At 71.1% G+C, this 23,784-nt stretch carries 25 protein-coding genes and 1 tRNA gene; 21 read left to right on the top strand and 5 right to left on the bottom strand.

What is annotated here, in order from left to right:
• The first annotated feature begins 637 nt into the window (after positions 1 to 637).
• The 3 genes from ACPZVR_RS19130 to ACPZVR_RS19140 all read left to right on the top strand — a co-directional run bounded on the left by ACPZVR_RS19130 (position 638) and on the right by ACPZVR_RS19140 (position 2,529).
• On the top strand, positions 638 to 1,300 hold the full coding sequence (locus ACPZVR_RS19130; protein ID WP_436701271.1) for a LuxR C-terminal-related transcriptional regulator: 663 nt from the start codon (positions 638 to 640) through the stop codon (positions 1,298 to 1,300).
• Positions 1,301 to 1,376: 76 nt separating this feature from the next.
• The gene (locus ACPZVR_RS19135) at positions 1,377 to 1,835 is read left to right on the top strand and encodes a DUF5994 family protein (RefSeq protein WP_436701272.1); all 459 of its coding nucleotides are present in this window, start codon (positions 1,377 to 1,379) and stop codon (positions 1,833 to 1,835) included.
• A gap of 67 nt (positions 1,836 to 1,902) precedes the next feature.
• The gene (locus tag ACPZVR_RS19140) at positions 1,903 to 2,529 is read left to right on the top strand and encodes a DUF5994 family protein (RefSeq protein WP_436701273.1); all 627 of its coding nucleotides are present in this window, start codon (positions 1,903 to 1,905) and stop codon (positions 2,527 to 2,529) included.
• A 220-nt stretch (positions 2,530 to 2,749) separates the two neighbouring features.
• On the opposite strand, the gene ACPZVR_RS19145 is transcribed toward ACPZVR_RS19140, so the two are convergent.
• A complete protein-coding gene (locus ACPZVR_RS19145; RefSeq protein WP_436701274.1) occupies positions 2,750 to 3,442 on the bottom strand; it encodes a LuxR C-terminal-related transcriptional regulator in 693 nt (230 codons plus the stop codon).
• 534 nt (positions 3,443 to 3,976) lie between these two features.
• Between ACPZVR_RS19145 and ACPZVR_RS19150 the strand changes: the two genes are divergently transcribed.
• Complete coding sequence (locus tag ACPZVR_RS19150) at positions 3,977 to 4,447, top strand: DUF5994 family protein (RefSeq protein WP_436701388.1); 471 nt, start codon at positions 3,977 to 3,979, stop codon at positions 4,445 to 4,447.
• Positions 4,448 to 4,450: 3 nt separating this feature from the next.
• Positions 4,451 to 4,696: a hypothetical protein gene (locus tag ACPZVR_RS19155; RefSeq protein WP_204838751.1), complete on the top strand. Its 246-nt coding sequence runs from the start codon at positions 4,451 to 4,453 to the stop codon at positions 4,694 to 4,696.
• A gap of 182 nt (positions 4,697 to 4,878) precedes the next feature.
• Here ACPZVR_RS19155 and ACPZVR_RS19160 read toward each other — a convergent pair whose 3' ends face one another.
• Both ACPZVR_RS19160 and ACPZVR_RS19165 read right to left on the bottom strand, forming a co-directional pair.
• Positions 4,879 to 5,601, bottom strand: a complete 723-nt coding sequence (locus tag ACPZVR_RS19160; protein ID WP_436701275.1) for an ANTAR domain-containing protein — start codon at positions 5,599 to 5,601, stop codon at positions 4,879 to 4,881.
• Positions 5,602 to 5,652: 51 nt separating this feature from the next.
• Positions 5,653 to 6,276: a GAF and ANTAR domain-containing protein gene (locus tag ACPZVR_RS19165; RefSeq protein ID WP_436701276.1), complete on the bottom strand. Its 624-nt coding sequence runs from the start codon at positions 6,274 to 6,276 to the stop codon at positions 5,653 to 5,655.
• A gap of 251 nt (positions 6,277 to 6,527) precedes the next feature.
• On the opposite strand from ACPZVR_RS19165, the gene ACPZVR_RS19170 reads away from it, so the two are divergent.
• Positions 6,528 to 7,550 (top strand): fatty acid desaturase family protein, encoded by a 1,023-nt coding sequence (locus tag ACPZVR_RS19170; protein ID WP_436701277.1) that lies wholly within the window; start codon positions 6,528 to 6,530, stop codon positions 7,548 to 7,550.
• Entirely contained in the window at positions 7,547 to 8,050 is a 504-nt protein-coding gene (locus ACPZVR_RS19175) for a DUF5994 family protein (RefSeq protein ID WP_436701278.1), read from the top strand. The genes ACPZVR_RS19170 and ACPZVR_RS19175 overlap by 4 nt, the downstream gene beginning before the upstream one ends.
• Before the next feature lie 696 nt (positions 8,051 to 8,746).
• Here the strand turns inward: ACPZVR_RS19175 and ACPZVR_RS19180 are convergent.
• Positions 8,747 to 9,529: a YggS family pyridoxal phosphate-dependent enzyme gene (locus ACPZVR_RS19180; RefSeq protein ID WP_436701279.1), complete on the bottom strand. Its 783-nt coding sequence runs from the start codon at positions 9,527 to 9,529 to the stop codon at positions 8,747 to 8,749.
• Between the two features lie 23 nt (positions 9,530 to 9,552).
• Between ACPZVR_RS19180 and ACPZVR_RS19185 the strand changes: the two genes are divergently transcribed.
• From ACPZVR_RS19185 to sodN, 9 genes are all read left to right on the top strand, one after another.
• Positions 9,553 to 10,914: an aminotransferase class I/II-fold pyridoxal phosphate-dependent enzyme gene (locus tag ACPZVR_RS19185; RefSeq protein WP_436701280.1), complete on the top strand. Its 1,362-nt coding sequence runs from the start codon at positions 9,553 to 9,555 to the stop codon at positions 10,912 to 10,914.
• Between the two features lie 10 nt (positions 10,915 to 10,924).
• Positions 10,925 to 10,995: transfer RNA gene (locus tag ACPZVR_RS19190), tRNA-Cys, on the top strand.
• Positions 10,996 to 11,023: 28 nt separating this feature from the next.
• Positions 11,024 to 12,307, top strand: a complete 1,284-nt coding sequence (glyA, locus tag ACPZVR_RS19195; RefSeq protein WP_436701281.1) for a serine hydroxymethyltransferase — start codon at positions 11,024 to 11,026, stop codon at positions 12,305 to 12,307.
• A 35-nt stretch (positions 12,308 to 12,342) separates the two neighbouring features.
• Complete coding sequence (ahpC, locus tag ACPZVR_RS19200) at positions 12,343 to 12,906, top strand: alkyl hydroperoxide reductase subunit C (RefSeq protein WP_436701282.1); 564 nt, start codon at positions 12,343 to 12,345, stop codon at positions 12,904 to 12,906.
• Positions 12,906 to 14,468, top strand: coding sequence for an alkyl hydroperoxide reductase subunit F (gene ahpF, locus ACPZVR_RS19205; RefSeq protein WP_436701283.1), 1,563 nt, complete (start codon positions 12,906 to 12,908; stop codon positions 14,466 to 14,468). Before ahpC ends, ahpF begins: the two co-directional genes overlap by 1 nt.
• A gap of 29 nt (positions 14,469 to 14,497) precedes the next feature.
• Positions 14,498 to 14,989: a DUF1877 family protein gene (locus ACPZVR_RS19210; RefSeq protein WP_436701284.1), complete on the top strand. Its 492-nt coding sequence runs from the start codon at positions 14,498 to 14,500 to the stop codon at positions 14,987 to 14,989.
• Between the two features lie 201 nt (positions 14,990 to 15,190).
• On the top strand, positions 15,191 to 16,573 hold the full coding sequence (locus ACPZVR_RS19215) for an NAD(P)/FAD-dependent oxidoreductase (RefSeq protein WP_436701285.1): 1,383 nt from the start codon (positions 15,191 to 15,193) through the stop codon (positions 16,571 to 16,573).
• Positions 16,574 to 16,667: 94 nt separating this feature from the next.
• The gene (locus ACPZVR_RS19220) at positions 16,668 to 17,195 is read left to right on the top strand and encodes a flavin reductase family protein (RefSeq protein WP_436701286.1); all 528 of its coding nucleotides are present in this window, start codon (positions 16,668 to 16,670) and stop codon (positions 17,193 to 17,195) included.
• Positions 17,196 to 17,272: 77 nt separating this feature from the next.
• Positions 17,273 to 17,668 (top strand): superoxide dismutase, Ni, encoded by a 396-nt coding sequence (sodN, locus tag ACPZVR_RS19225; protein ID WP_436701287.1) that lies wholly within the window; start codon positions 17,273 to 17,275, stop codon positions 17,666 to 17,668.
• 76 nt (positions 17,669 to 17,744) lie between these two features.
• Here sodN and ACPZVR_RS19230 read toward each other — a convergent pair whose 3' ends face one another.
• A complete protein-coding gene (locus ACPZVR_RS19230) occupies positions 17,745 to 17,999 on the bottom strand; it encodes a hypothetical protein (RefSeq protein ID WP_436701288.1) in 255 nt (84 codons plus the stop codon).
• 102 nt (positions 18,000 to 18,101) lie between these two features.
• Between ACPZVR_RS19230 and ACPZVR_RS19235 the strand changes: the two genes are divergently transcribed.
• From ACPZVR_RS19235 to ACPZVR_RS19255, 5 genes are all read left to right on the top strand, one after another.
• Positions 18,102 to 18,527 carry a Fur family transcriptional regulator gene (locus ACPZVR_RS19235; RefSeq protein WP_436701289.1) on the top strand — a complete coding sequence of 142 codons (426 nt, stop codon included), beginning with the start codon at positions 18,102 to 18,104 and terminating at the stop codon, positions 18,525 to 18,527.
• A gap of 29 nt (positions 18,528 to 18,556) precedes the next feature.
• Positions 18,557 to 20,764, top strand: coding sequence for a catalase/peroxidase HPI (gene katG / locus ACPZVR_RS19240; RefSeq protein ID WP_436701290.1), 2,208 nt, complete (start codon positions 18,557 to 18,559; stop codon positions 20,762 to 20,764).
• Between the two features lie 81 nt (positions 20,765 to 20,845).
• Entirely contained in the window at positions 20,846 to 21,157 is a 312-nt protein-coding gene (locus ACPZVR_RS19245; RefSeq protein WP_436701291.1) for a GNAT family N-acetyltransferase, read from the top strand.
• Between the two features lie 4 nt (positions 21,158 to 21,161).
• Complete coding sequence (locus ACPZVR_RS19250; RefSeq protein WP_436701292.1) at positions 21,162 to 21,611, top strand: carboxymuconolactone decarboxylase family protein; 450 nt, start codon at positions 21,162 to 21,164, stop codon at positions 21,609 to 21,611.
• 91 nt (positions 21,612 to 21,702) lie between these two features.
• Positions 21,703 to 23,781, top strand: a complete 2,079-nt coding sequence (locus ACPZVR_RS19255; protein ID WP_436701293.1) for a PhoX family protein — start codon at positions 21,703 to 21,705, stop codon at positions 23,779 to 23,781.
• The last annotated feature ends 3 nt before the right edge of the window (positions 23,782 to 23,784 follow it).

Below are 23,784 nucleotides of genomic sequence, written 5' to 3' on the forward strand. Positions count from 1 at the left end.
GCCGATGGCCGCCTACGTCATGAAGCCCCGCCGCCGGTCCTCAAACCCCACCACTCCAGGGGACTCTCTTGTCACCGGACACTCACTGCGCGCCGGACACGCCACCACCGCCTCCCGCAACCTCGGCCTATGACAGGTCCAGGGGGAGCGGACCACTGTCTCTCGGCAGCGGCGGCGAACAGCCTCGGGGTCCTGACATCGCGGTGCCTGCGACAGCAGTCGGTGAACGGCCGTGGCGAGGAGGCTGCGCTGCTGCGCCGCGGCATCATCAGGGAGGGCTCTGAAGAGGAGGGGGTACGACCCCAGCCGGCTTCTGGAGCCCACCTCCCCGGCCAGGGCCTTGCCGGCATGAGCCCGAGAGATCCGGGCCGCACGTCGACTGCTTGCGCACTACCCGCGGCGGTGCGGCCCAGCCCCGCAGCGAGACCACCAGTTGTGAGGCGAACCCAGGCGTACGTCCGAAAAGGTTGACGCGGGTGGCTTTTCTGAGGACTGTCAAGGAGTCAAGTCTTCGAGCCGCAGCAATCTTGCCGGTCGCGACCGGATCTCGGGTCACTCGCACCGGGGGCGCGCCTGAGCCGAGGTCGAACTCGCTACCGTCAGGACCGGTACCCCCCCAATGAGCACTGCACCGCAGATGCGGATCACGATCGTCGACGACCACGTGCTGTTCGCCGAATCGGTTGCCTTGACGCTGGAACACCACGGATACGCAGTCCGACGTCTCGACCTGGCGGATCCTCGCGCCACGCTCGCCTCGGTGCTGTCGGCGACACTGCGCACCGTCCCGCGTCTGGTGCTGTTGGACCTGTGCCTGGGCCGGGTCGGTGATGGGACCCGGCTGGTGGCGCCGCTCGCGGCGTCCGGAGTGCTGGTCGTCGTTCTCACGAGCAGCCTCAGTCGTCCGGAGCGGGGCGAGTGCCTACAGCGGCGCGCGCGTGCGGTCCTGGCGAAGTCGGCGTCGTTGCCCATGCTCGTGGGGACGGTCCGGCGGGCGCACGATGGCGTAGCCCTGATGACGCCCGAGGAGCGCGCGGCGTTGATCGATGCCGCATCCCAGCACCGGTTCGAGAACGGGGACATCGCGAGCCGTCTGGAGCATCTCACGCGTCGCGAGATGGAGATCCTCGGGGCTTTGATGCGGGGCATGCAGGTCGGCGACATCGCTCGGGCAGGGGTGGTCTCCGAGGCAACTGTCCGCACCCAGGTCAAGACCATCCTCGCCAAGTTGGAGCTGACCTCGCAGCTGGCGGCAGTCGGCGCCGCCCACAAGGTCGGTTGGCGCTGCCCCCGGGACTGAGCAGCCGCTGCGCGGCGGCTCACCCGCCTCGACGTACCGTGGAGTGAGGAGCTCGTGCAGCACGTCCGGTGCGGTGGTGAGCGCGACGAGAGGCGGCGCCATGGGTGCGCTCAAGTTCCACTACCCGCACAGGTACCCCGACGCGCTCGGTCTCTTGCGGCTGCGCTTGGCCGATCTCCCGCGCGGCGCCCTCGCCGACGGGATCTGGCTCGCCTATAGCCGCGACCTGGTGCGCGAGGGAGCGCACCTGGTCGATGAGTTCCCCGCACACCGGGGTCGCATCGACCGCCTCGCCTACGCCCCGGGCGACTGGGAGCAGGCAACGCCGGAGATCTTCACCCGGCACGGTCGGGTCAAGGTGGGTTTCCTGCCGCAGGCGCGCGGTCGAGGGATCGTGCTGATCCGTCTGCACACCTCCGAGGTGCTGCGGATCCGGGTGGTCTGGCCGGGCAGGGTTCTCGAGGAGGTGTTCGACCTGGACGGTTCCGGGTCGAGCCCGGACGGCATCCCGGGGGACGCTGGGGACGCGGGCTAGTGTGGAGGGTGACTGGTCGCCCTGAGGCCTCCATCCGGACACCCGGACCGGTCGAGAGGTGGCCGTCATGACGACGCCAGGCACACCCGTCCCTCCCGCCCGTGATCTCGCGGCGAGCCGAGTTCCCGATCGGCAGCCTCTCCGGCTCCGCACGGGTCCGACCAGGGAGCCGGCCGGCTCCGAGCCGGTGTTCCGGCCGACTGCGAGAGTTCCGCTGCGGATCCTGCTCGACAACGGGTTCCCGTCGGGTCCGCTCGACGGCGCGTGGTGGCCTCAGTCGCGAGACCTCCAGGTCGAGTGTGCTGACCTGGTCGACCACCTCCCCGGCTTGGTCGGTCTGCCTTCCCGACTGCTTTTCTCCCGACCGGACTGGGACGCCATCGCGGAGGGCGCTTCGGAGCGCCTGATCACGGCGAGCCATGGCACTGTCGCGGTTGGCTCCTTCCCCACCGACGACACACACCTGCTGACCGTCGTGACGTCCTCGGGGGAGCGTCTTCACCTGCTCGTGATTCCCAGCGCGACGGAGATCGATGTGGCTGAGGATCTGATGCGTCGAGCCGCCGACGAGCGGAACGTGAGTTCGGCACGTGTCCTCCTGGAGACGGCGCGTAGCCACTTCGGTGGCGTTGTGCCGTTCGAGGTGGATGTGTGGGAGGACGACGGCGGCGCTGGGAGCCGTGATCTCTCCTAGCCTCGGCAGGTCCCCGATCCCTCGGGGCACGGTAGCCATCTGCGGGTGGGACTAGCGAACGCCGCGTTCAGTCCCGGTCCACCTTGTCGCGCCTGGTCATCTGGTCATCTGGTCATCTGGTCATCGGGGGGCGCCGGGTTCGCGCGCCGGGCGATCGAGATCCATGCCGTGGCGACGATCGCGGTCCACAGCAAGGCTCCGAGGATCCACAGCCAGGCGGTCATGCCGGCAACACCCGCGGTTGGTTCCGGGGTGAGCCGGGTGGGCGCCAGGATGCTCGATGGGCGGCGCCTACGGCTGCGATCTGTGATTGCAGCTCGAGCTTGGTCAGGATCGACTTGACCTGGGTCCGCACTGTTGCCACGGCGACGACGTTTGTGCGGGCGATCTCTTGGACCGGGTCGCCGTTCATTAGTGCGCCGAGGACCTCTTTCTCGCGTTGGGTCAGCCGGTCCAGTCGGGCTCGTATGGCCCGTGACTCGTCCCGGTCGGCGCGGGCTGCCTCGATCAAGGTGGCGCGCTGTTCTCTGCTCATCAGCGGCAGGCCGTCACGGACCCGTCGGGCCGTGTCCACCAGCTCCTTCAGCGAGCACGTCTTGTGCAGGACGTCCTTGGCGCCCAGATGCACCGCAGTCCCCCATCGGGCCCGGTCGGTGGTGTCGGTTAGGAGCACCACTGTCGCCCCGGATGCGGTGAGGGGGGCGACGAGTCGGAGTCCGTCGCCCACCAGCCCCAGGCGATGCTCGAGTAGGACGAGCCGGCCAGTGCTACGTAGTGCGGCGGCCAGCACGGTGGCCAGCGACGCGTGCTGCTCACCAGGGTCGATCACCGTGACGATGAAGCCCTCGGGGTCCAGCGCCATCGCGAGGGAGTCAGCGAAGAGAACGTGATGGTCGATGACGGTGATCCGCACAGGTCGCGGGTTGCCGCCGTACCGCACTGCCTCCGCGGTCGCCGTCCCGTGGTTCAGTACGTGACCTTCTGGTTGCCGTGAGGCTCGTCCGGACGCCGTCGGCATCAGCCCCGACATCGCCGACAGCTCCGATATACCCGACACGTGATTCCCCCTGGCGTTCCAGCACGGAACTCGCGGGGTCCAGGCGGGTCTGTATCGACCTTCATATCACCTCAGTTCACCCCTGCGCTAGGAGCTCGCGGAGCGTCGGGCTCGAGGCAGGGTCCGTCCGGCGGGTGCGTGGGTCGTGCCATCGCGATCAGGGACGGGTGAGCAGTTCCTACCCGACGGGCACTCCCGAGCAGCAGGCGCGGCCTGCCAGTCTCGGCTCTGTCCGCTCGACAGCGCGGTTGTCAGTCAGGCGTAGAGTGGTGGTGACTGCCCAGTTCCGGACCCTACCGGCGTGGAGCAGTCCGAGAGGCGGACGTCATGACGACGTCGAACTGTCCCGTCCATGCTTCCTTGCCTGCGCGTGGGTCGGTGCGGCTCCGGATGGTGGAGCACCCCGGACGAGACCGTGTGGATGGCGGGTGGTGGCCTCGTAGCCACGACCTGGTGGTCGAGTTGGCCGATCTGGTCGACCACTTCCCGGCGCGGTTCGGCAAGGTGGGGTGGGTGTCGGCGTCGCGCCCGGATTGGGCCGTGGCATCGACGCGTGTCGCTGTCGCCGATGGTTATGTGAAGGTGGGTTGGCTTCCCCAAGCCGACGATCACGTCGTGACGCTCAAGACAGCAGAGCGAGCCGTGTTCTACCTGCTCGTGGTCCCGCCCGACTTCACCGATGACCAGGGCGCGGAAGCGCTGCTGGCCGCGTCGACGAACGGAAACAAACATAGTGCCGCGGACATTCTTGACCTCGTCACCGAACACCCCGACGTCGATCCTGCTGATCGTTGGACCGACAACGGCGCGACATGGTGGGGGCCCCACGTCGTGGCACCGTCATTCCGGTTAGGAAGGTAGCCCGTGTCCTACCTGATGCTTTACGGGAGCGGCTGGACCCAGCGGTGGAGGATCGCCGCGGGTATGGAGGACGACGTCCGGTCGCAGATCTCCCAGGTCGGCAACGAGACGACCGGAGTGCTCAAGGTCCTCGATCCTGGCTCGGACAACGAAGCAACACTGGTGGTGTCGTGGGCCCGGGTCGCGGCGGCCGTCGTCCTCGACACGGCAGCCGAGGAGACGAGGAGCTCGACCGGGCAGTACGCGTGAGGTGCGATCGATCGGTACCGGGCGTAGTGATCCGGTGTAGACACTGGAAGCGGTGACGAGCCGCGACGTTGCGGGCGGAGAGAACCCGCTTTTGACGAGCTGCCCCCGATGAGCTGCCCCCGATGAGCTGCCCCCGATGAGCTGTCTCAGATGGTGGCTGTTTCGATCAGGTTCGCGCCGCGTCAGGAGCGGCGTAGGTGCTCCACGCTCAAGGTGCGGTTCACGACCTGGCGGGCGACGTCCTTGACCGGGTGGTTGTTGCGGCGGCTGTATTCGCGCATCAACCGGAATGCTTGGTCGACGTCGATCTCTGCGCTTGCCATGAGCACGCCCTTGGCCTGCTCGATCAGGACCCTGTTGTCGAGTGCGGTCTGGAGTTGCTCGGCGATCAGCCCGGACTGGCGGACGGCGCGCTCCTGGAGGAGCCCGATGGTCGCGATGTCGGCGAGCGCTTGGCCCATGGCGACGTCGTCCTCGCTCAGGTGGGAGCCGGCCGCGCAGAACAGGTTCATCGCACCGACCACGGAGTCGCGTAGGCGCAGGGGGATCGCGTGGGCGGACGCGAAGCCGACCTCGGCGAGGGCAGTGCTGAACCGCGGCCACCGCTCCCGGGACTCTCTGCCGCCCACGTTGACGACCGGACGCGCGCTCTGGAGGCAGTCGAGGCACGGGCCCTCGTCGTTTTGGAGTTCGAGGAGCTCGAGGAGTTGGGCCTGGTCGCTCGTGGACGCGACCACGTGGAGGACGCCTTGAGCGTCGGCCAGGATCACACCGGCGGCATCGGTGTTGAGCAGCTCGACGCTCCGCTCGGTCAGGGTGGAGAGGAAGTCGAGCGTGTCGAACTCGTCGACGAGCGTGTCGGCGAGCTCGACGAAGACTCTTGCCAGCCTCTGCTCACTCGTCATGGTCGTCTCCTCCACTGTCGCGACCCCGGCAATGGTGCGCCGTTGCCTGTGTCAATCATCCTCGTTCTCCTCGGGGTGGATGCGAAGTCGTCCCGCGAGGACGTCGCGGGCAACCTCGAGCAGCGAGCGGTCAGCGGCGAACGCGTGGGCGCGCAGGAGCAGCATGGCCTCGGTCATGCCGACTGAGGCCTTGACCGAGAGGAAGCCCGTGGCTTGGTGTATCTCGGCGCGGTGCGTGACCGGTGCACGGAGGTCGGGGTGCAGACCGTCGAGGGGGTCGTGGGCTGGGTCGGGGGACGGGATGCGTTCTTGCAGGTGGAGGAGCACGACCACGGCGGCGCCGCTGTAGGCGTGGGCGGTCGCTCGTTGGTGCTCGTCGAGGCGTCCGGGGGAGGAGCGGTACATGCTCAGGCTGCCGAGCCGGACCCCGTGGACGCTGAGTGGGACCGCCGTGACGGCGTTGATCCCGGCCGTCAGTGCGGCCGGGGCGAAAGCCGGCCAGCGCGGCAGCATCCCGTCCTTGAGTTCGTCGTGGAGGTTGTCGCTGCCGACGGTGCGGTTCGTGCGTGAGGCGTCGAAGTTCGGGCCCTCGCCGAGGTCGAACTGGATCTCCTCGAGACGGGAGGCGACGGCGCCCGAGGTACCGATCACCGTCTGGTGGCCGGCTGCGTTCATGAGTGTCATTCCTACGCCGGCCAGCCTCAGCGACTCGTTGCAGTCGATACACAGGAGGTCAGCCAGCGACTGCCCGGCGCGGTGCCGCGCGCCGATGGCCGCGAGGATCTGCATCGTCGTCGTCACACCGTGCCCACCCTCTGCCCCTAGGACTGCAGGAGTAGCCTCGAAACAAAGGCCACCTCGGACCCCGGCGGCGCGATCTGCGACAACCGGGAGTAGTCATGTCGACCAGTGATCCTCGAGGCGCGGTGCTCCGCAGCGACTACGGCGAGTTGGTGCGGGAGATCCGGCAACGAGGACTACTCCACCCTAGACCCGCCTTCTATATTCGCCTCGGCATCCTCGCGCTGGGGGCGCTCGTGGCCCTCGTGCTGCTCCTGTTCCTGCTGCGCGACTCGTGGTGGGCCCTCCTGCTCGCGCCCGCGTTCGGTGTCGTCTCGGCACAGATCGCGTTCCTCTCCCACGACGCCGCGCACCACCAGGTCGTCCGCAGCCGCCGGCTCACCACAGCGCTGTGCCTGACCCTCGGCAACCTGCTCAACGGGCTCAGCTACGGATGGTGGACTGCCAAGCACGACGCGCACCATGCGCACCCCAACGACCTGGACTCCGATCCGGACGTCGCCGCCGGGGTGTTCGTCTTCGACGCAGACCAGGCGGGCGGACGCCGCGGTGGGTCAGCTTGGATGACCCGGCACCAGGCCGCCCTGTTTTTCCCGCTGCTCACGCTCGAGGGGTTCAATCTGCGGGCCGAGGGCATACGTGCGCTCCTGCGGCCCGGCATCGCGCACCGATGGGCCGAGGGCCTGTTGCTGTTCGGCCACCTTGTGCTCTACCTGACCCTCGTTGTCAGCGCCCTGACCTGGCTCCAGGCAATCGTCTTCGTGGTCATCCACCAGGCCGTGCTCGGCGTCTACCTCGGCAGCTCCTTCGCCCCGTCCCACAAGGGAATGCCGGTGCCCACCGCCGAGGAGGCCGCGGACCCGCTGCTGCGCCAGGTGCTGTGCTCGCGCAACATCCGCGGCGGCCCGTTCACCGACCTGGCACTCGGCGGGCTCAACCTGCAGATCGAACACCACCTCTTCCCCAACATGCCTCGCCCCAACCTCAGGCTCGCCCGGCCGGTCGTGCGCCAGCACTGCCAGGAACGAGGGATCCCCTACGCCGAGACGACCCTGCTCGCGTCGTACGGGCTGGCGCTGGGGCACCTCCACCAGGTCGGGCTCGCCGCACCTGGACCGTCAGCACCACGAAAGAAGGCAACGCCATGACCACCTCCGACCGGGCTCCGCTCAGAATCTCGATCAACCCCAGCTCATCTACCCGGCGTCTCGACGGTGCCTGGTGGCCCCAGTCGCGCGACCTCCAGGCCGAGGGGGCCGACCTGATCGACAACTTCCCGAGCAACATCGGCCGCCCGGCGCGCCTGCTGTTCTCCCCGCCCGACTGGGACACAGAGCCCGACCGGCCTTCCCCCCGCCGGATCAAGGCGCGGCGCGGGCTCGTCAAGGTTGGCTCGTTCCCCGAGGATGACACCCACCTGATGACCGTCATCTTGTCCTCGCGCGAGCGCCTCGAGCTGCTCGTGATCCCCAGCGGCACGGACGCCGCGACCGCGCGGACCCTGATGGAGGAGGCCACCGACGAACGCAACATCCTCTCGGCCGCCGGCCTGCTGGCGACCGCAACCGCCCGTCGTGCCGGCGGACGAGAGGGGGCCGCGGAATCGACCTGGGAGAACGAGGGCGGCACCCGCCGTCAAGTGTCCTGAGCCGACGCCCCGGTCAGTCGCGGGGGAACTGCCGCTCGGGCACCTCGGCGTTGGGGTGCCACACTCACGATGGCGCGCGTGAACGGCCATGGCCATGGCCATGCGGAAAGGAAGAAGGGGGTGACGACCAGTCGGCGGAATCCCACGAAAGTCCGAGATCAGCAGGTTCAGATGTGGCGCCTGCGGTGAGTCCTGGTGAGATTCGACATCAGGCCGCGTCGCCGACGACAAGGGGAGTAGAACGCCCGACTGAGGTGAATGGTCGCGGGCAGCATCTGCCGCGCTAGGGACCAGCGCCACACCCTCAAACTCCTCGTCAACCGCTGATCCAGGTCGGCTCGTGCTGCCGGACCGGCGACAAATTCGACCGCAGCCTCGAAGTCGACTGTCATCGCCGTGGTCGCGAAAATGGCCCAGTTTGGCGTCACGAACACCATCGAGGCCGGACCAGAGCGGCCAAGCTTCAACGTACAATCAGTGGCGTCTTTGTTCCTCGCTCGGAGCGAAAGCCCTGGTCACAGCGATGCAGGCCGAGGATCGGCAAGATCGGTCGAGACCTGATCGCCGTGCAGACCGGTCCAGGGGGTCAGGGGTTCGAGTCCCCTCACCTCCACCGAGAGTCAGACAGAAGGCCGGACCCGCCAGGGTCCGGCCTTCTGCGTTCCGCCTGACCACCCGCCGGGATCCGTGGGAGGATCAGCCTCCCGTCGGCCCCTCGGGCCAGTAGTAGTGGTCGGGGGTCGAGCGGGCGCCGAAGATCGCCTGGCCCACGCGGACGCAGCCGGCCCCCTCCTCGACGGCGACCTCGTAGTCGCCGGACATGCCCATCGACAGCTCGCCGGGGCCGATCAGGGCTGGGTCGGTCTCCCGGGCCCGGTCGCGCAGCGTGCGCAGCAGCCGGAAGCAGGCCCGGACCCGGGCGGTGTCGGTGGTGAAGACGGCCAGGGTCATCAGCCCGCGCACCCGGAGGTGCGGGTAGCGGGGGAGTGCGGCGAGGAACGCCGGGAGCTCCTGGGGCGGCATCCCGAACTTGGAGTCCTCGGCCGAGGTGTTGACCTGGACGTGGACGTCGAGGGTGCGCCCCGCCGCCTCGAGCCGTCGGTCGAGGGCCTCGGCGACCTTGAGCCGGTCGAGGGCCTGGAACTCGGCCGCGAACGCGGCGACGTCCCGGGCCTTGTTCGACTGGAGGTGGCCGATCACCGACCACGCCACGGGCAGGTCGGCGAGCGCGCGGTGCTTGCGCAGGGCCTCCTGCACCTTGTTCTCGCCGAGGAGCGTCACGCCGGCGGCGACGGCGAGTCGCACCCTCTCCTCGGGGACGGTCTTGCTGACGGGCAGCAGCCGGACCTCGGCCGGATCGCGTCCGGCGCGCCGCGCCGCCACGTCGAGACGTCTGCGCACGACGGCGAGGTTGCGCTCGACGTCGGCGACCGTGTGGGCCGTCGGGTAGTCCGGGGAGGGGGTGGAGGGCGCTGGCATAGGTCATATGTTAGCTTTGACCTATGCCAAAAGAGCAGGATCTCGGAGGGCGGCCCAGCGTCCCGATCACCGGTGCCACCGCGGGCGAGATCGCGGCGAGCGTCCGGGACCACGTCGACAGCGGCGCCCTCGCTCCGGGCGCCCCGTTGCCGCCGGTGCGCCAGCTCGCCGAGGTCCTCGGCGTCAACCGCAACACCGTGGTGGCGGCGTACCGGCAGCTCGTCCAGGCGGGCGTCGCCCAGACCCACGGCCGCGCCGGCACCACGGTCGCCGAGCCCCAGGAGAGTGCCGAGGAGGGCTTCGCTCGCGACACCGTGCTGCGCGACGTCGGGCACGGCAACCCCGCGCCCGGCCTGCTGCCCGACCTGTCCGCCGGCCTCGCGACGGCGTCCCGGCCGCCGACGCTGTACGGCGAGCCGGTGATCGATCCCGAGCTCGCCGAGTGGGCGACCCGGTGGATCGCCAGCGACCACCCGCGCGACTTCCGGCTGACCCTCACCCACGGCGCGGTCGACGCCGTCGAACGGCTCCTCGCCCAGGCGCTCACCCAGGGGGACGCGGTCGCCCTGGAGGATCCGTGCTTCCTGGCCAGCATCCACACCGTGCGCCTGGCCGGCTACCGCACCGTGCCGGTGCCGATCGACGAGGAGGGGATGACCGTCCTCGGCCTGCGTGCGGCGCTGCGTGCCGGTGTACGCGCGGTCGTGTGCACCCCGCGCGCCCACAACCCGACGGGGGCGAGCCTGAGCGCGGCCCGCGCCGCCGAGCTGCGCGCCGTCCTCGCCGAGCACCCCTACGTGCTGGTGATCGAGGACGACCACTACTCCCGGCTCGCCACGACCGGCTACCACAGCATCATCGGCGCGGAGCACGCCCGCTGGGCGCTGGTCCGCTCCGTCTCGAAGTTCCTCGGCCCCGACCTGCGCCTCGCCTTCGTCGCCTCCGACCCGGAGACCGCGCGCCGGTTGGCCACCCGGATCAGCCCCGGGACGACATGGGTCAGCCACCTGCTCCAACGGCTGGCGCGCACGTTGCTCCTCGACCCCGCCGCCGGCCACCAGGTGGCCGCCGCTGCCGCGCACTACGTCGAGCGCAACGCCGCCTTCGTCGCCGCGCTCGCGGAGCACGGCATCACCGCCCGGGCGGGCGACGGCCTCAACGTGTGGGTCGACGTGCAGGGCGACGCGGCAAGAGTGGGACGGCGCCTGATGCGGCGGGGCTGGCTGGCCCGGACCGGGAGCGACTTCGCGCTCGGCACGGCGGGGAGCGCCGCCCGGCACCTGCGGCTGACCGTGCACGACCTCGACGCCGACGCGGCCGACCGGCTCGTGGCCGATATCGCGGAGGCGGTGACCGGCCGCCCGACGGCGGGCCCGGCGGCCTGAGCGTCACCCCGGTGGAGTGGCCGAGTGGCGAGGCCGCGGTCCGCAGCACCGTGCACGCAGGTTCGACTCCTGCCTCCACCTCGACATCCCCCTGCCCGGAGAGGACACCATGACCGTCGCCGAACCCCGCCCCACCACCCGCGTGCTCACCGCCGATCTCGGCGAGCTCGACCCCGCCATCGCCGACGTGCTGGACGCCGAGCTGCGCCGCCAGCGCGCCGGACTGGAGATGATCGCCAGCGAGAACGTCGCGCCTCGCGCCGTCCTCCAGGCGCAGGGGTCGGTGCTCACCAACAAGTACGCCGAGGGCTACCCCGACCGGCGCTACTACGGCGGCTGCGAGCACGTCGACGTGGCCGAGAAGCTCGCCATCGAGCGCGCGCAGGCGCTCTTTCGGGCCGCCCACGTCAACGTGCAGCCGCACTCCGGCGCGCAGGCCAATGCCGCGGTGCTCGCCGCCGTGGCCCGGCCCGGCGACGTGCTGCTCGGCCAGGAGCTCTCGCACGGCGGCCATCTGACCCACGGCATGCCGGCGAACTTCTCGGGCAAGCTCTACGCCGCGCGCTCCTACGGCGTCGACCCCGCGTCGTACCGGCTCGACATGGAGCACGTCCGGGAGCGCGCGCTCGCCGAGCGGCCCCGGGTGCTCGTCGCGGGCTGGTCGGCGTACCCGCGCCACCTCGACTACGCCGCGTTCCGGTCGATCGCCGACGAGATCGGCGCCGTCCTGTGGGCCGACATGGCCCATGTCGCCGGACTCGTCGCGACCGGGCTGCACCCCGACCCGGTGGCGTACGCCGACGTCGTCACCACGACCACGCACAAGACCCTCGGTGGACCGCGCGGCGGGCTGATCCTGTGTGGTGCCGACCTGGCCCGCAAGGTCGACGCGGCGATCTTCCCCGGCCAGCAGGGCGGCCCGCTCATGCACGTCATCGCGGCCAAGGCGACGGCGCTGCTGCTCGCCGGCACGCCGGAGTTCCGCGAGCGCCAGGAGCGTGTGCTGCGCGGCGCGCGGATCGTCGCCGAGCGGCTCACCGCGCCCGACCTGGCCGCGGCCGGGATCATGGTGCTCACCGGCGGCACCGACGTCCACTTGGTGCTGCTCGACCTGCGCGACGCCGCCCTGTCCGGGCTCGACGCCGAGCGCCGTCTCGGCGACCTCGGCATCACCACCAACCGCAATGTCGTCCCCCTCGACCCGCGCCCGGCCGCGGTGGCGTCGGGGCTGCGGCTCGGCACGCCGGCGCTCGCCGCGCGCGGCTTCGACGACGCGGCGTTCACCGAGATCGCCGACATCGTCGCCCGAGCGCTCCTCGGCGCCGACCCCGACGTCCTGCGCACCCGTGTCGACCGGCTGGTCGCCGAGCACCCGCTCTACGACGCTGCCTGAGTCTTCCCGAACACCCACGACCCCCGGAGAACCGCATGTCCCTCGTCAACACCACCGTCCCGCCGTTCCGCGTCCACGCCTATCAGGACGGCGCCTTCCTCGAGGTCACCGACGACGACCTGCGCGGGCAGTGGAGCGTGCTCGTCTTCTACCCCGGCGACTTCACCTTCGTCTGCCCGACCGAGCTCGAGGACCTCGCCGACCGGTACGACGAGTTCCGTGCGCTCGGCGTCGAGGTCTACGGCGCCTCGACCGACAGCCACTTCGCGCACAAGGCCTGGCACGCGTCGTCCGCCGCCGTCGGCAAGGTCCGCTACCCGCTGCTGGCCGACCCCACCCTCCGGCTCTCCCGGGCCTTCGACGTGCTCGTCGAGGAGGACGGACAGGCGCTGCGCGGCACCTTCGTCATCGACCCCGAGGGCACCATTCGCACCGTCGAGGTCCATGACGCGGGCATCGGCCGCGACGCGGCGGAGCTGCTGCGCAAGGTCAGGGCGGCGCAGTACATCACCGCGCACCCGGGCGAGGTCTGCCCCGCCAGGTGGGACGACGGTGCCGACACCCTCACCCCGTCGCTCGAGCTGGTCGGGAGGATCTGATGCTCGACCCCGCGCTGCTCGCCCAGATCGGTACGCACCTCCAGCGGCTGCGGACGCCGGTCGAGCTGGTCGCCGGCCTGGACGACGGCGCGGCCTCCCGACGCACCTGGGAGCTGCTGGGCGAGCTCGCCGCAGCGAGCCCGCTGGTCAGCGCCGTGCGCGCGGATCCCGAGCCGGGCCGGCGGGTCCCCTCCTTCCTGGTCACGCGACCCGGCGAGGACACCGGCGTCCGCTTCGCCGGCCTGCCCCTCGGCCACGAGCTCGGCTCCCTCGTGCTGGCGATCCTGCACGTCGGCGGGCACCCGCCGAAGGAGGGGGACGACGTCCTGACCCGGGCGCGGGCGCTGCGCGGGCCGCTGCACTTCGAGACCTACTTCTCGGTGACCTGCCAGAGCTGCCCGGACGTCGTGCAGGCCCTCAACACCCTGGCCGCACTGCATCCGGACGTCACGCACACTGCCATCGAGGGCAGCTCCTTCGCCGCCGAGATCGAGGAGCGCGGGGTGCTGAGCGTGCCGTCGGTCTTCCTCGACGGCGAGCCCTTCGGTCAGGGGAGGATGGGGCTGCCGGAGATCCTCGCCCTCCTCGACGGGCCGGCGGGGACGGGCGACGTCGCGGACCTCACCGGCCGCGCGCCGTACGACGTGCTGGTGATCGGTGGCGGCCCGGCCGGCGTGACCGCGGCGATGTACGCCGCCCGCAAGGGCATCCGCACCGGGCTGCTCGCGGAGCGGCTCGGCGGTCAGGTCCTCGACACCGCCGGCATCGAGAACTTCCCGTCCGTGCCGCGGACCGAGGGGACGCACCTGGGTGCGGCCCTGGAGCGCCACGTCCGCGGGCACGATATCGACGTGGTTGCGGCGCACCGGGCGACGGCGATCCGCCCACCCGCCGTCACGGGCGACCCGATCGCCGTCGAGCTGAGCAATGGCGCGACCCTCGCCTCGCGCGCCGTCGTGATCGCGACCGGTGCGCGCTGGCGCACGCTCGGGGTGCCTGGGGAGGAGGAGTACCGCAATCGCGGCGTCACCTTCTGCCCGCACTGCGACGGGCCGCTGTTCCGCGGCAAGCGGGTGGCCGTCGTCGGGGGCGGCAACTCCGGGGTGGAGGCCGCGATCGACCTGGCCGGTCTGGCCGCGCACGTCACGCTGCTGGAGTGGGACGAGCGCCTACGCGCCGACGAGGTGCTGCAGCGCACCCTGCGCGGGCTGCCCACGGTCGAGGTCGTCACCGGTGCCGCGACGGAGGAGGTGCTCGGCGACGGCCGCCGGGTCACCGGCCTGCGCTACGCGCGCCGCGACGACGGCAGCGTGCACGAGGTGCCGGTGGACGGGGTGTTCGTCCAGATCGGGCTGCAGCCGGCCACGGAGTGGCTGGCCGGGGTCGTCGGGTGCAACGAGCGCGGTGAGGTGCTGGTCGACCATCGCGGTCGCACCGACGTCGTCGGCGTGTTCGCGGCGGGGGACTGCACCGTGGCGCCGTACAAGCAGATCGTCACCTCCGCCGGCGACGGGGCGACGGCCGCGCTGTCGGCCTTCGACCACCTGATCCGCTCGGCCTGAGCCGCCTCTCGTCTCCTATCCTCGACGCCGTGGGTATACAGGCGGCGTACACGCTGGTCGATGAGGCGACCCTCGACCGCCTGGTGGCCTCGGCGCCGGAGGAGCTGGGCGCTGCATTGGAGGCGCTGGAGGCCGGAGGAGCGCCCACGGTCTACCTCGACAAGCTGTGGGACGGTCTGCACTTCCTGTTGACGGGGGAGTCCGCCGACGTGCCGATCGCCGGGGATCCGCTGAGTGAGGCGGTGGTCGGCGTGCACGTCTTCGAGGCGGAGGACTACGTCGGCTGCACGGAGCACGACGAGCTGTCGGCGGTGGTGGCGGCGCTGGAGGCCGTCGATCTCCCCGCGGCGCTGGCGGATGCGCGTTTCGAGTCCTTCAGCGCGGCGGACGTCTATCCGCGGATCTGGTCGGGCGATCCCGGTGCCCTGCGTGCCGAGTTGGCCGAGGCGTTCGGCGTGCTCCTCGACGTGCACCGTGCCGCCCTCGCCGGCGGGCAGCACGTCGTGGTCAGCATCCTCTGAGTCCGCGGTCTAGGCCGTGTCTCCCAAGTCCCCGCCTGCTCCGCGACGTTTCCGACTCGATCTGGCTGCGTTGGCGTCGCTCGAAGGGCGATCCGGCACGACATCGCTCCGCCGCCTTGCCAGATCGGCCGGAAACGCCGCTCGCGACGGCGCTGACTTGGGAGACACGCCCTAGCTGCGACGGGCTACTAGGCTCGCCCGGTGAGCAGCGCGCGCAGGACCGGCGGGGTGTCGTACTGGTGGGCCGACCTCGGCCTCCCGGAGCCGCGGGACCCGCTCGCGGGCGACGAGGAGGTCGACGTCGCCGTGGTCGGCGCGGGCTACACCGGGCTGTGGACGGCGTACTACCTGCGTGAGCTGCGCCCCGACCTCGACATCCGGGTCGTCGAGCAGCGGTTCGCCGGCTACGGCGCGTCCGGGCGCAACGGCGGCTGGCTCTCGGCGTCGGTGACCGGCGGGCTGGACGGCTACGCGCGCACGCATCCCCGCAGCGAGGTGGCGCGCTTCCAGCTCGCCATGAACGATGCCGTCGACGAGGTCATCCGGGTCGTCGAGCGGTACGGCATCGACGCGGAGGTACGCCGCGGCGGCACCTTGCTGGTCGCGCGCAACGCCGCGCAGGCGACCCGGGCCCACGCCGCGGGCGCGACCGCGCGGCGGTGGCCGGAGACGGGGGCGCGACTGCTGGACGCGGACGCGGCGGACGCCAGGATCCGGGTCGCCGGCACGCAGGTGGCGCTCTGGGAGCCGCACTGCGCGCGGATCCATCCGGCGCGTCTGGCCCGGGGTCTGACCGACACGGTCCGTGCTCGAGGGGTCCGGATCCACGAGGGCACGACGGTCCGGGTGATCGCCCCGGGCCGGGTGGAGACCGACCGCGGCACCCTCCGTGCGCGTCACATCATCCGCGCGACCGAGGGGTTCACCGCCCGACTGGCCGGCGAGCGGCGCACCTGGGTGCCGATGAACTCCTCGATGATCGTGACCGACCCGCTGCCCGAGGACGCCTGGGCCGCCATCGGGTGGGAGCACCACGACACGCTCGAGGACTTCGCCCATGTGTATTCGTACGCCCAGCGCACCGCCGACGGCCGGATCGCCATCGGCGGCCGTGGCCACCCCTACCGCTTCGCCTCGCGCACCGACCTCGACGGCGACATCCCCGACCGCACCGTGCAGCACCTGCGCGACGTCCTGTGCGCGTGGTTCCCGCCGCTGCGCGAGATCGGCGTCGCCCACGCGTGGAGCGGAGTGCTCGGCGTGCCGCGCAACTGGCGCGCGACCGTCGGGTACGACGCCGCGAGCGGTCTCGGCTGGGCCGGCGGGTACGTCGGCACCGGCGTCACGGCGACGAACCTCGCCGGCCGCACCCTCGCCGATCTCGTCGCGGGGGAGCGGACCGAGCGCACGACCCTGCCCTGGGTCGACCAGCGGGCACGGACGTGGGAGCCCGAGCCGCTGCGCTGGCTGGGCATCCACGGCCTCTATCGGGCCTACGGCCTCGCGGACAGGCGGGAGGCGCGGGGCGCTCGGCGTACCTCGTGGATAGCCCGGATGGGTGACCGGATCAGCGGACGGGGCTGAGCCGGCCACCCCGACCGCGTGTGAGGTGCGTCATGTCGACTGGACCTCAAGTGTGCTTGAGGTTCTATGCTCACTCCGTGTGAAGGGAGAGTCGATGACGCACGCCGCCTCGCATTCGTTGGCCGACCAGTTCAAGGCCGGCTTCCGCCGCCACGCGGCGGGGGTCGCGATCGTGGTCGGGGAGACCGCGGAGGGCCCGGTCGGAGCGACGGTGTCCAGCGTCGCGTCGGTCAGCGCCGCCCCACCGCTGCTGTCGTTCTCGCTCGCCCGCGCCAGCACTGTCGGCCCGCAGCTCGTCGGCTGCGACGACCTCTCCGTCTTCCTGCTCGCCGAGTCCCAGGTCGATCTCGCCCGGGCGTACGCCGACCGGCGGGCCGAGCGCTTCACCGCGGCCCAGGGCTGGGTCCGCGAGGAGGGCGGCCTGGTGCTGCCGGAGGCCGTGGCGACCTTCCACGGCCGCCCCACGCGCGTCATCCCTGCCGGCGGCTCCTGGCTGCTGCTGCTCGAGGTCGACCGGGTCGACGAGGGCTCCGCGGCGGCGCCGCTGGTCCACCACGACCGCGACTACTGGATGCCCACCCCGCTGCCCGAGGTCCGCGCCCTCCGCGCGGTCGAGGGCTGATCCCGCGCTTCGGCCGGGTCCCGCCGTTCGTGCCCGCGCTCGTTCCCACCACCCGCACCCATCGAGAGGAAACACGCATGCGCCTGTTCGCCCCGACCGTCGAGGTCTCCGCCCACTGCGACCTGCCCTGCGGCGTCTACGACCCCGCCCAGGCCCGCATCGAGGCCGAGTCCGTCAAGGCCGTGATCGCCAAGGCCCTCGACAGCGACGACCCCGACTTCCGCACCCGCGCCATCCTCATCAAGGAGCAGCGCTCCGAGCTCGTCAAGCACCACCTCTGGGTGCTGTGGACCGACTACTTCAAGCCCCCGCACTTCGAGGCCTACCCCCAGCTCCACACCCTGGTCAACGAGGCCACCAAGCTCGCCGGCGCCACCGGCACCAAGGGCACCCTCGACCCGGCCAAGGCCGACGAGCTGCTCGCCAAGATCGACGAGATCGCCGAGATCTTCTGGGCCACCAAGAAGGCCTGACCCGCAGAACGTCCCGACGGCACACGGCCGGCCCCGCCGATGGCGGGAGCCGGCCGTGTTCCTTGTCGGGAGGTGGTCAGGTGTCGCTCGGGCGCCGGTGCTGCGGGTCGACGTGGAGCCGCTCCCGGCCGGGGTCGGCAGAGTCGGCCGGGTCGGCCGGATCGGTCGGCGGGGTGTGATCGGCCCGGTCGGCGTCGGGCTCGACGCGCTCCGGGTCGTGGGCGACCTCCTCGTTGCGGCGACGGTCGGCGACGAACGCCCAGACCAGGCCCAGGACGATGAACGCCGCGACGACGACGCCGATGATCAGCCAGCCAGGTGACATGTCCATGCCGAGGCGGTACCCGCGGGCCGCCGCCGCAGTCGGGGTGGTCGCGCCGCGACACACCCTCCGGGATCTTGACTGATTCAAGAAAAGTGGCATGCTGGACCTATGCCCGCGCCCGACTTCCAGCAGCAGCTGCGCGAGGTGGCGCTGCGGGTCACCCGGCCCCGCCTGGCGGTCCTCGAGGCGGTGCACGCACACCCGCATGCCGACACCGAGTCGATCATCGCGGCAGCCCGGGCGCTCCTGCCGGAGGTCTCCCACCAGGCGGTGTACGACTCGCTGCACACGCTGACCGGCGCCGGCCTGGTGCGCAGCATCAAGCCGGCCGGCTCGGTCGCGCGCTACGAGACGCGCACCGGCGACAACCACCATCACGTCGTGTGCCGCTCCTGCGGCGAGATCGCCGACGTGGACTGCGCGGTCGGCCACGTGCCGTGCCTGACCGCCTCCGACTCCCACGGCTTCGTGATCGACGAGGCCGAGGTCATCTATTGGGGCCTCTGCCCCGACTGCACCACCCGCCCCCAGTAGGTACGACAGGTCCCCGGAAAGGTTCCCGAATGCCCGACAACAACCAGCACACCGAGCCCCTCGTGACCGAGGAGCCGCAGGACGCTCAGCAGGCGGCCGGCAAGTGCCCGGTCATGCATGGTCTGACCCACCCCACCCAGGGCTCGGCCAACCAGCAGTGGTGGCCCAACAAGCTGAACCTGAAGATCCTCGCCAAGAACCCGGCCGTCGCCGACCCGTTCGCCGGTGACTTCGACTACAAGGCCGCCTTCCTCGCCCTCGACCTCGAGGCCGTGAAGGCCGACATCAAGACGGTGCTGACCGACTCCAAGGAGTTCTGGCCGGCCGACTTCGGGCACTACGGCCCGCTCTTCGTCCGCATGGCCTGGCACGCGGCCGGCACCTACCGCGCCACCGACGGCCGCGGCGGTGCCGGGCACGGTCAGCAGCGGTTCGCACCGACCAACTCCTGGCCGGACAACGGCAACCTCGACAAGGCGCGCCGTCTGCTGTGGCCGGTCAAGAAGAAGTACGGCAAGTCCCTGTCGTGGGGCGACCTGATGATCCTGGCCGGCAACGTCGCCCAGGAGGACATGGGTCTGCCGATCTTCGGCTTCGGCGGCGGTCGCCCCGACGTGTGGGAGCCGGACGACGACATCTACTGGGGTCCCGAGGCCGAGTGGCTCGAGGACGAGCGCTACACCGGTGAGCGCGACCTCGAGGACCCGCTGGCCGCGGTCCAGATGGGTCTCATCTACGTCAACCCCGAGGGCCCGAACGGCAACCCCGACCCGCTGGCGTCGGCCGTCGACATCAAGGAGACCTTCGGTCGGATGGGCATGACGGTCGAGGAGACCGTCGCGCTCATCGCGGGCGGACACACCTTCGGCAAGACCCACGGCAACGGCCCGGCCGAGGCCGTCGGTCCCGAGCCGGAGGCCGCACCGATCGAGGAGCAGGGACTGGGCTGGAAGAGCTCGCACGCGTCCGGCAAGGGGATCGACGCGATCACCTCGGGCCTCGAGGTCACGTGGACCTACCACCCGACCCGCTGGGACAACGAGTTCTTCCACATCCTCTTCGGCTACGAGTGGGAGCTGTTCGAGTCGCCCGCCGGTGCGAAGCAGTGGCGCCCGAAGAACGGCGGCGGCTCCGACATGGTGCCCGAGTCGTTCGGTGACGGGAAGCGCGAGCCGCGCATGCTGACCTCCGACATCGCCCTGCGCGAGGACCCGGAGATGCGCGCCATCTCGCTGCGCTTCAAGGACGACCAGGACGCCTTCACCGACGCCTACGCCCGCGCGTGGTTCAAGCTGACCCACCGCGACATGGGCCCGAAGTCGCGCTACCTCGGCGCCGACGTCCCGGCCGAGGACTTCATCTGGCAGGACCCGGTCCCGGCCGGCACGGCCCTCACCGACGCCCAGGTCGCCGAGCTCAAGAAGGCGATCGCCGGAGCCGGCCTGACCGTGTCGCAGCTCGTGTCGACGGCGTGGGCCTCCGCGTCGACGTACCGCAGCTCCGACAAGCGCGGCGGCGCCAACGGCGCGCGCATCGCACTCGAGCCGCAGCGGTCGTGGGCGATCAACCGGCCGGCCGAGCTGGCGCCGATCCTGGCGACGCTGCAGGAGATCGCTTCCGCCCAGGGTGCCTCCCTGGCGGACACGATCGTGATCGCCGGCTCCGTCGGCGTCGAGCAGGCCGCCGCCGCGGCGGGCGTGAACGTGACCGTCACGACCACCACGGGGCGCGGCGACGCCACCCAGGAGCAGACCGACGTCGAGTCGTTCGGCTACCTCGAGCCCAAGGCCGACGGCTTCCGCAACTACCTGCCGAAGTCGAGCAAGTTCCCGAGTGAGTTCGCCCTGATCGACCGCGCCAACCTGCTGGGCCTCAGTGCGCCGGAGCTCACCGTCCTCATCGGCGGTCTCCGCGTGCTCGGCACCAACTGGGACGGCTCGGACCTCGGTGTGTTCACCGACAGCCCGGGCGTGCTGACGAACGACTTCTTCGTCAACCTGCTCGAGCTCGACACCACGTGGACCGCCACCGACGCCTCCGAGGAGGTCTTCGCCGGCACCACCGCCGACGGCCGCACCTGGACGGGCAGCCGCAACGACCTGGTGTTCGGGTCCAACTCCGAGCTGCGTGCCCTCGCCGAGGTCTACGCCAGCGACGACGCCCGGGAGAAGTTCGTCCGCGACTTCGTCGCCGCCTGGACCAAGGTCATGGACGCCGACCGGTGGGACCTGCGCTGACCGCGTGACCCGTCGACCGGAGGCCGCCCCCGTGGGGCGGCCTCCGTGTCTTTTCTCCAGGCGACCGGCAGGATGGGCACCATGACCGACGCTCCGGACAACAGCGGCATCACCTACGTCCACGTGCCCGAGAAGCACCGCTACGAGATCCGCGACGGCGAGACGCTCGCGGGATTCACGCAGTACCGCCTGCCCGACGACGTGCACGTCGACTTCGTGCACACCGAGGTCGACGACGCCTACGGCGGCCGCGGGCTGGCCGGCGAACTGGTGGCGGCGGCGCTGGCCGACGTCCGAGAGCGGGGCAAGCGGATCATCGCGCACTGCCCCTACGTCGCGAAGTGGCTCACCAAGCACCCCGAGTACGACGACATCAACGACCCCGTGGCGTGAGCCGGTGAGCGCACCCCTCTACCTCGACAAGGCCGTCCCCGCCGCCTACGCCGCCGCGACCGATCTCGCCCGCGAGGCCGGAGTCGCGGCGGAGGCGGCCGGCCTCGACCGCATCCTCGTCGAGCTGGTCAACCTGCGGGTGTCCCAGATCAACGGCTGCGCGTTCTGCATCGACCTGCACCAGCGGCGCGCCGTCCGCTCCGGCGAGTCGGAGCGGCGTCTCGCACTCCTGCCGGCCTGGTCGGAGACCGACCTGTTCACCGTTCAGGAGCGAGCGGCGCTCGCCCTCGCCGAGTCGGTCACCCTCCTGCCGGATCCGGACCGGCGCCGGCGCACCGAGGCGGAGAGCCGGACCGTCCTCGGCGACGACGCCTTCGCCGCGGTCGCCTGGGTCGCGCTGACCATGAACACCTTCAACCGGATCTCGATGACCAGCCATCACCCCGTGAGATAGCGGCCCACGCCGACCGCCGCGCCGACGGTCCTTCACGGGTGCGTCACCGACGGGTCGGGCGGCGTTCACCGGGCTCTGGTCGCCTACCGTCATGACCTCTGTGCGCCCCGAGAACCGGCCGTTGCTCGCCCTCGCTGCCGAGGGCACCCGGCACGGTTCGCGCTCCCACATGACCTGCTTCTTCCGGTGCGGCAACGCCTGCGACCAGCCGGAGCCCAACCCGACCGATCACGTCCACGTCAGGGACGAGATCGCGAAGGCCGTCGGCCGCCGCAGCTTCCTGCGCGGCGGCACCATCACCGCCGGAGCCCTCGTCGTCGGCGGTGTCGTCCAGTCCGGCGGTCTCGCCGCCGCGGCGACCCGGGCGCCCCGCCGGCCGGGCGCGCCGAGCGGGCACGGCTCGCTCGGCCAGGCCGTCTTCGCGCCCGTCGAGCCCAACAAGCGCGACGCCTTCGTCACCGCGAAGGGCTTCGACCACGAGGTCGTCATCCGGTGGGGCGACCCGGTGGTCAAGGGCGCACCCGAGTTCGACCCGCATGCCCAGTCCGTCGCCTCCGCGCGCCAGCAGTTCGGCTACAACTGCGACTACGTCGGACTCCTGCCGCTGGACGGCGACGAGGCGCTGCTGGTGGTCAACCACGAGTACACCGACGAGAACCTCATGTTCCCGACCGGCGCCTACTCCGCCGACGACATCAAGCGGATCGCGATCGCCAGCCACGGCATGTCCGTCGTCAAGCTGCGCCGGCACAAGCCGGCCGGCTCCTGGAAGCGCGCGGGGCTCGGACACTCCCGGCAGAACCGGCGCCTCCACGACGCCACGGTCTTCGAGCTCACCGGCCCCGTCGCCGGCGACGCGCGGGTGCGCACCAGCGCCGACCCGACCGGCAGGAAGGTGCTCGGCACGCTCAACAACTGCGCCGGCGGCACCACGCCGTGGGGCACGGTCCTGTCCGGTGAGGAGAACTTCAACCAGTACTTCGACAAGGGAGCCGGTCTCGATCCCCGCTACGCCGCCCAGTACGCGCGCTACGGCATCAACGGCTCGGGCAAGGGCTGGGCGAGCGTGGACCCGCGCTTCGACCTCTCCAAGGAGCCGCACGAGCCCCACCGCTTCGGCTGGATCGTGGAGGTCGACCCGTACGACCCGACCTCCACGCCGCGCAAGCACACCATGCTGGGCCGCTTCAAGCACGAGGGCGCGAACATCGCCCTCGCCGACGACGGCCGCGCCGTGGCCTACCTGGGCGACGACGAGCGCGGTGACTACCTCTACAAGTTCGTCTCAGCCGGCCGGTACGACGGCCGGGGCACCCGGGCGGCGCGGGCGCACAACCTCGCCCTGCTCACGACCGGCACCCTGTACGTCGCCCGGCTGGTCGGCGACGGCACCGAGGACGGACGGTTCGACGGCACCGGCAGCTGGATCCCGCTGGCCAGCGACACCCAGTCGTTCGTACCCGGCATGTCGGTCGCCGACGTCCTGCTCTTCACCCGCCTCGCCGCGGACAAGGTCGCCCCGACCAAGATGGATCGTCCCGAGGACGTCGAGCCGAACCCGGTCAACGGCAAGGTCTACGCGGCCCTCACCAACAACTCCAACCGGGGCAACGCCGCGATGCCGGTCGACGAGGCGAACCCGCTGGCCGCCTCGCAGGTCCGGGCCAGCATCGGCGCACCGCTGTCCAACGCCAGCGGCAACCGCAACGGCTACGTCCTCGAGATGACCCCGGACGGCGGCGACCACGCGGCGACCACCTTCACCTGGGACCTGTTCCTCGTGTGCGGGGACCCGGCGGCGCCGGAGACCTGGTTCGGTGGCTTCGACAAGTCCAAGGTCAGCCCCATCAGCTGCCCGGACAATGTCGCCTTCGACAGTGCCGGCAACCTGTGGATCTCCACCGACGGCAATGTGCTCGGGAGCAACGACGGTGTCTTCCGGGTGCCGGTCGCGGGCCCGAACCGCGGCCAGGTGCAGCAGTTCTGCACGGTGCCCAAGGGGGCCGAGGCGTGCGGACCGCTGATCGCCGACGACGACCGATCGCTGTTCGTGGCGGTGCAGCACCCGGGGGAGATCGACGGTGCCACCTTCGAGAACCAGGCCAGCACCTGGCCGCACACCGACGCGTTCCCGCGCCCGTCGGTGGTGGTGGCCTTCAAGGCCCGCTGACGG

Source organism: Nocardioides segetis (assembly GCF_051390595.1).
Lineage (GTDB): Bacteria > Actinomycetota > Actinomycetes > Propionibacteriales > Nocardioidaceae > Nocardioides.

Bases quoted from the DNA above. Each gene is read 5' to 3' on its own strand.
- ACPZVR_RS19130 (WP_436701271.1), top strand. From the start codon at position 638: ATGCGGATCACGATCGTCGACGACCACGTGCTGTTCGCCGAATCGGTT.
- ACPZVR_RS19140 (WP_436701273.1), top strand. From the start codon at position 1,903: ATGACGACGCCAGGCACACCCGTCCCTCCCGCCCGTGATCTCGCGGCG.
- ACPZVR_RS19150 (WP_436701388.1), top strand. From the start codon at position 3,977: ATGGTGGAGCACCCCGGACGAGACCGTGTGGATGGCGGGTGGTGGCCT.
- ACPZVR_RS19160 (WP_436701275.1), bottom strand. From the start codon at position 5,601: ATGACGAGTGAGCAGAGGCTGGCAAGAGTCTTCGTCGAGCTCGCCGAC.
- ACPZVR_RS19165 (WP_436701276.1), bottom strand. From the start codon at position 6,276: ATGAACGCAGCCGGCCACCAGACGGTGATCGGTACCTCGGGCGCCGTC.
- ACPZVR_RS19175 (WP_436701278.1), top strand. From the start codon at position 7,547: ATGACCACCTCCGACCGGGCTCCGCTCAGAATCTCGATCAACCCCAGC.
- ACPZVR_RS19180 (WP_436701279.1), bottom strand. From the start codon at position 9,529: ATGCCAGCGCCCTCCACCCCCTCCCCGGACTACCCGACGGCCCACACG.
- ACPZVR_RS19185 (WP_436701280.1), top strand. From the start codon at position 9,553: ATGCCAAAAGAGCAGGATCTCGGAGGGCGGCCCAGCGTCCCGATCACC.
- glyA (WP_436701281.1), top strand. From the start codon at position 11,024: ATGACCGTCGCCGAACCCCGCCCCACCACCCGCGTGCTCACCGCCGAT.
- ahpC (WP_436701282.1), top strand. From the start codon at position 12,343: ATGTCCCTCGTCAACACCACCGTCCCGCCGTTCCGCGTCCACGCCTAT.
- ahpF (WP_436701283.1), top strand. From the start codon at position 12,906: ATGCTCGACCCCGCGCTGCTCGCCCAGATCGGTACGCACCTCCAGCGG.
- ACPZVR_RS19220 (WP_436701286.1), top strand. From the start codon at position 16,668: ATGACGCACGCCGCCTCGCATTCGTTGGCCGACCAGTTCAAGGCCGGC.
- sodN (WP_436701287.1), top strand. From the start codon at position 17,273: ATGCGCCTGTTCGCCCCGACCGTCGAGGTCTCCGCCCACTGCGACCTG.
- ACPZVR_RS19230 (WP_436701288.1), bottom strand. From the start codon at position 17,999: ATGGACATGTCACCTGGCTGGCTGATCATCGGCGTCGTCGTCGCGGCG.
- ACPZVR_RS19235 (WP_436701289.1), top strand. From the start codon at position 18,102: ATGCCCGCGCCCGACTTCCAGCAGCAGCTGCGCGAGGTGGCGCTGCGG.
- katG (WP_436701290.1), top strand. From the start codon at position 18,557: ATGCCCGACAACAACCAGCACACCGAGCCCCTCGTGACCGAGGAGCCG.
- ACPZVR_RS19245 (WP_436701291.1), top strand. From the start codon at position 20,846: ATGACCGACGCTCCGGACAACAGCGGCATCACCTACGTCCACGTGCCC.
- ACPZVR_RS19255 (WP_436701293.1), top strand. From the start codon at position 21,703: ATGACCTCTGTGCGCCCCGAGAACCGGCCGTTGCTCGCCCTCGCTGCC.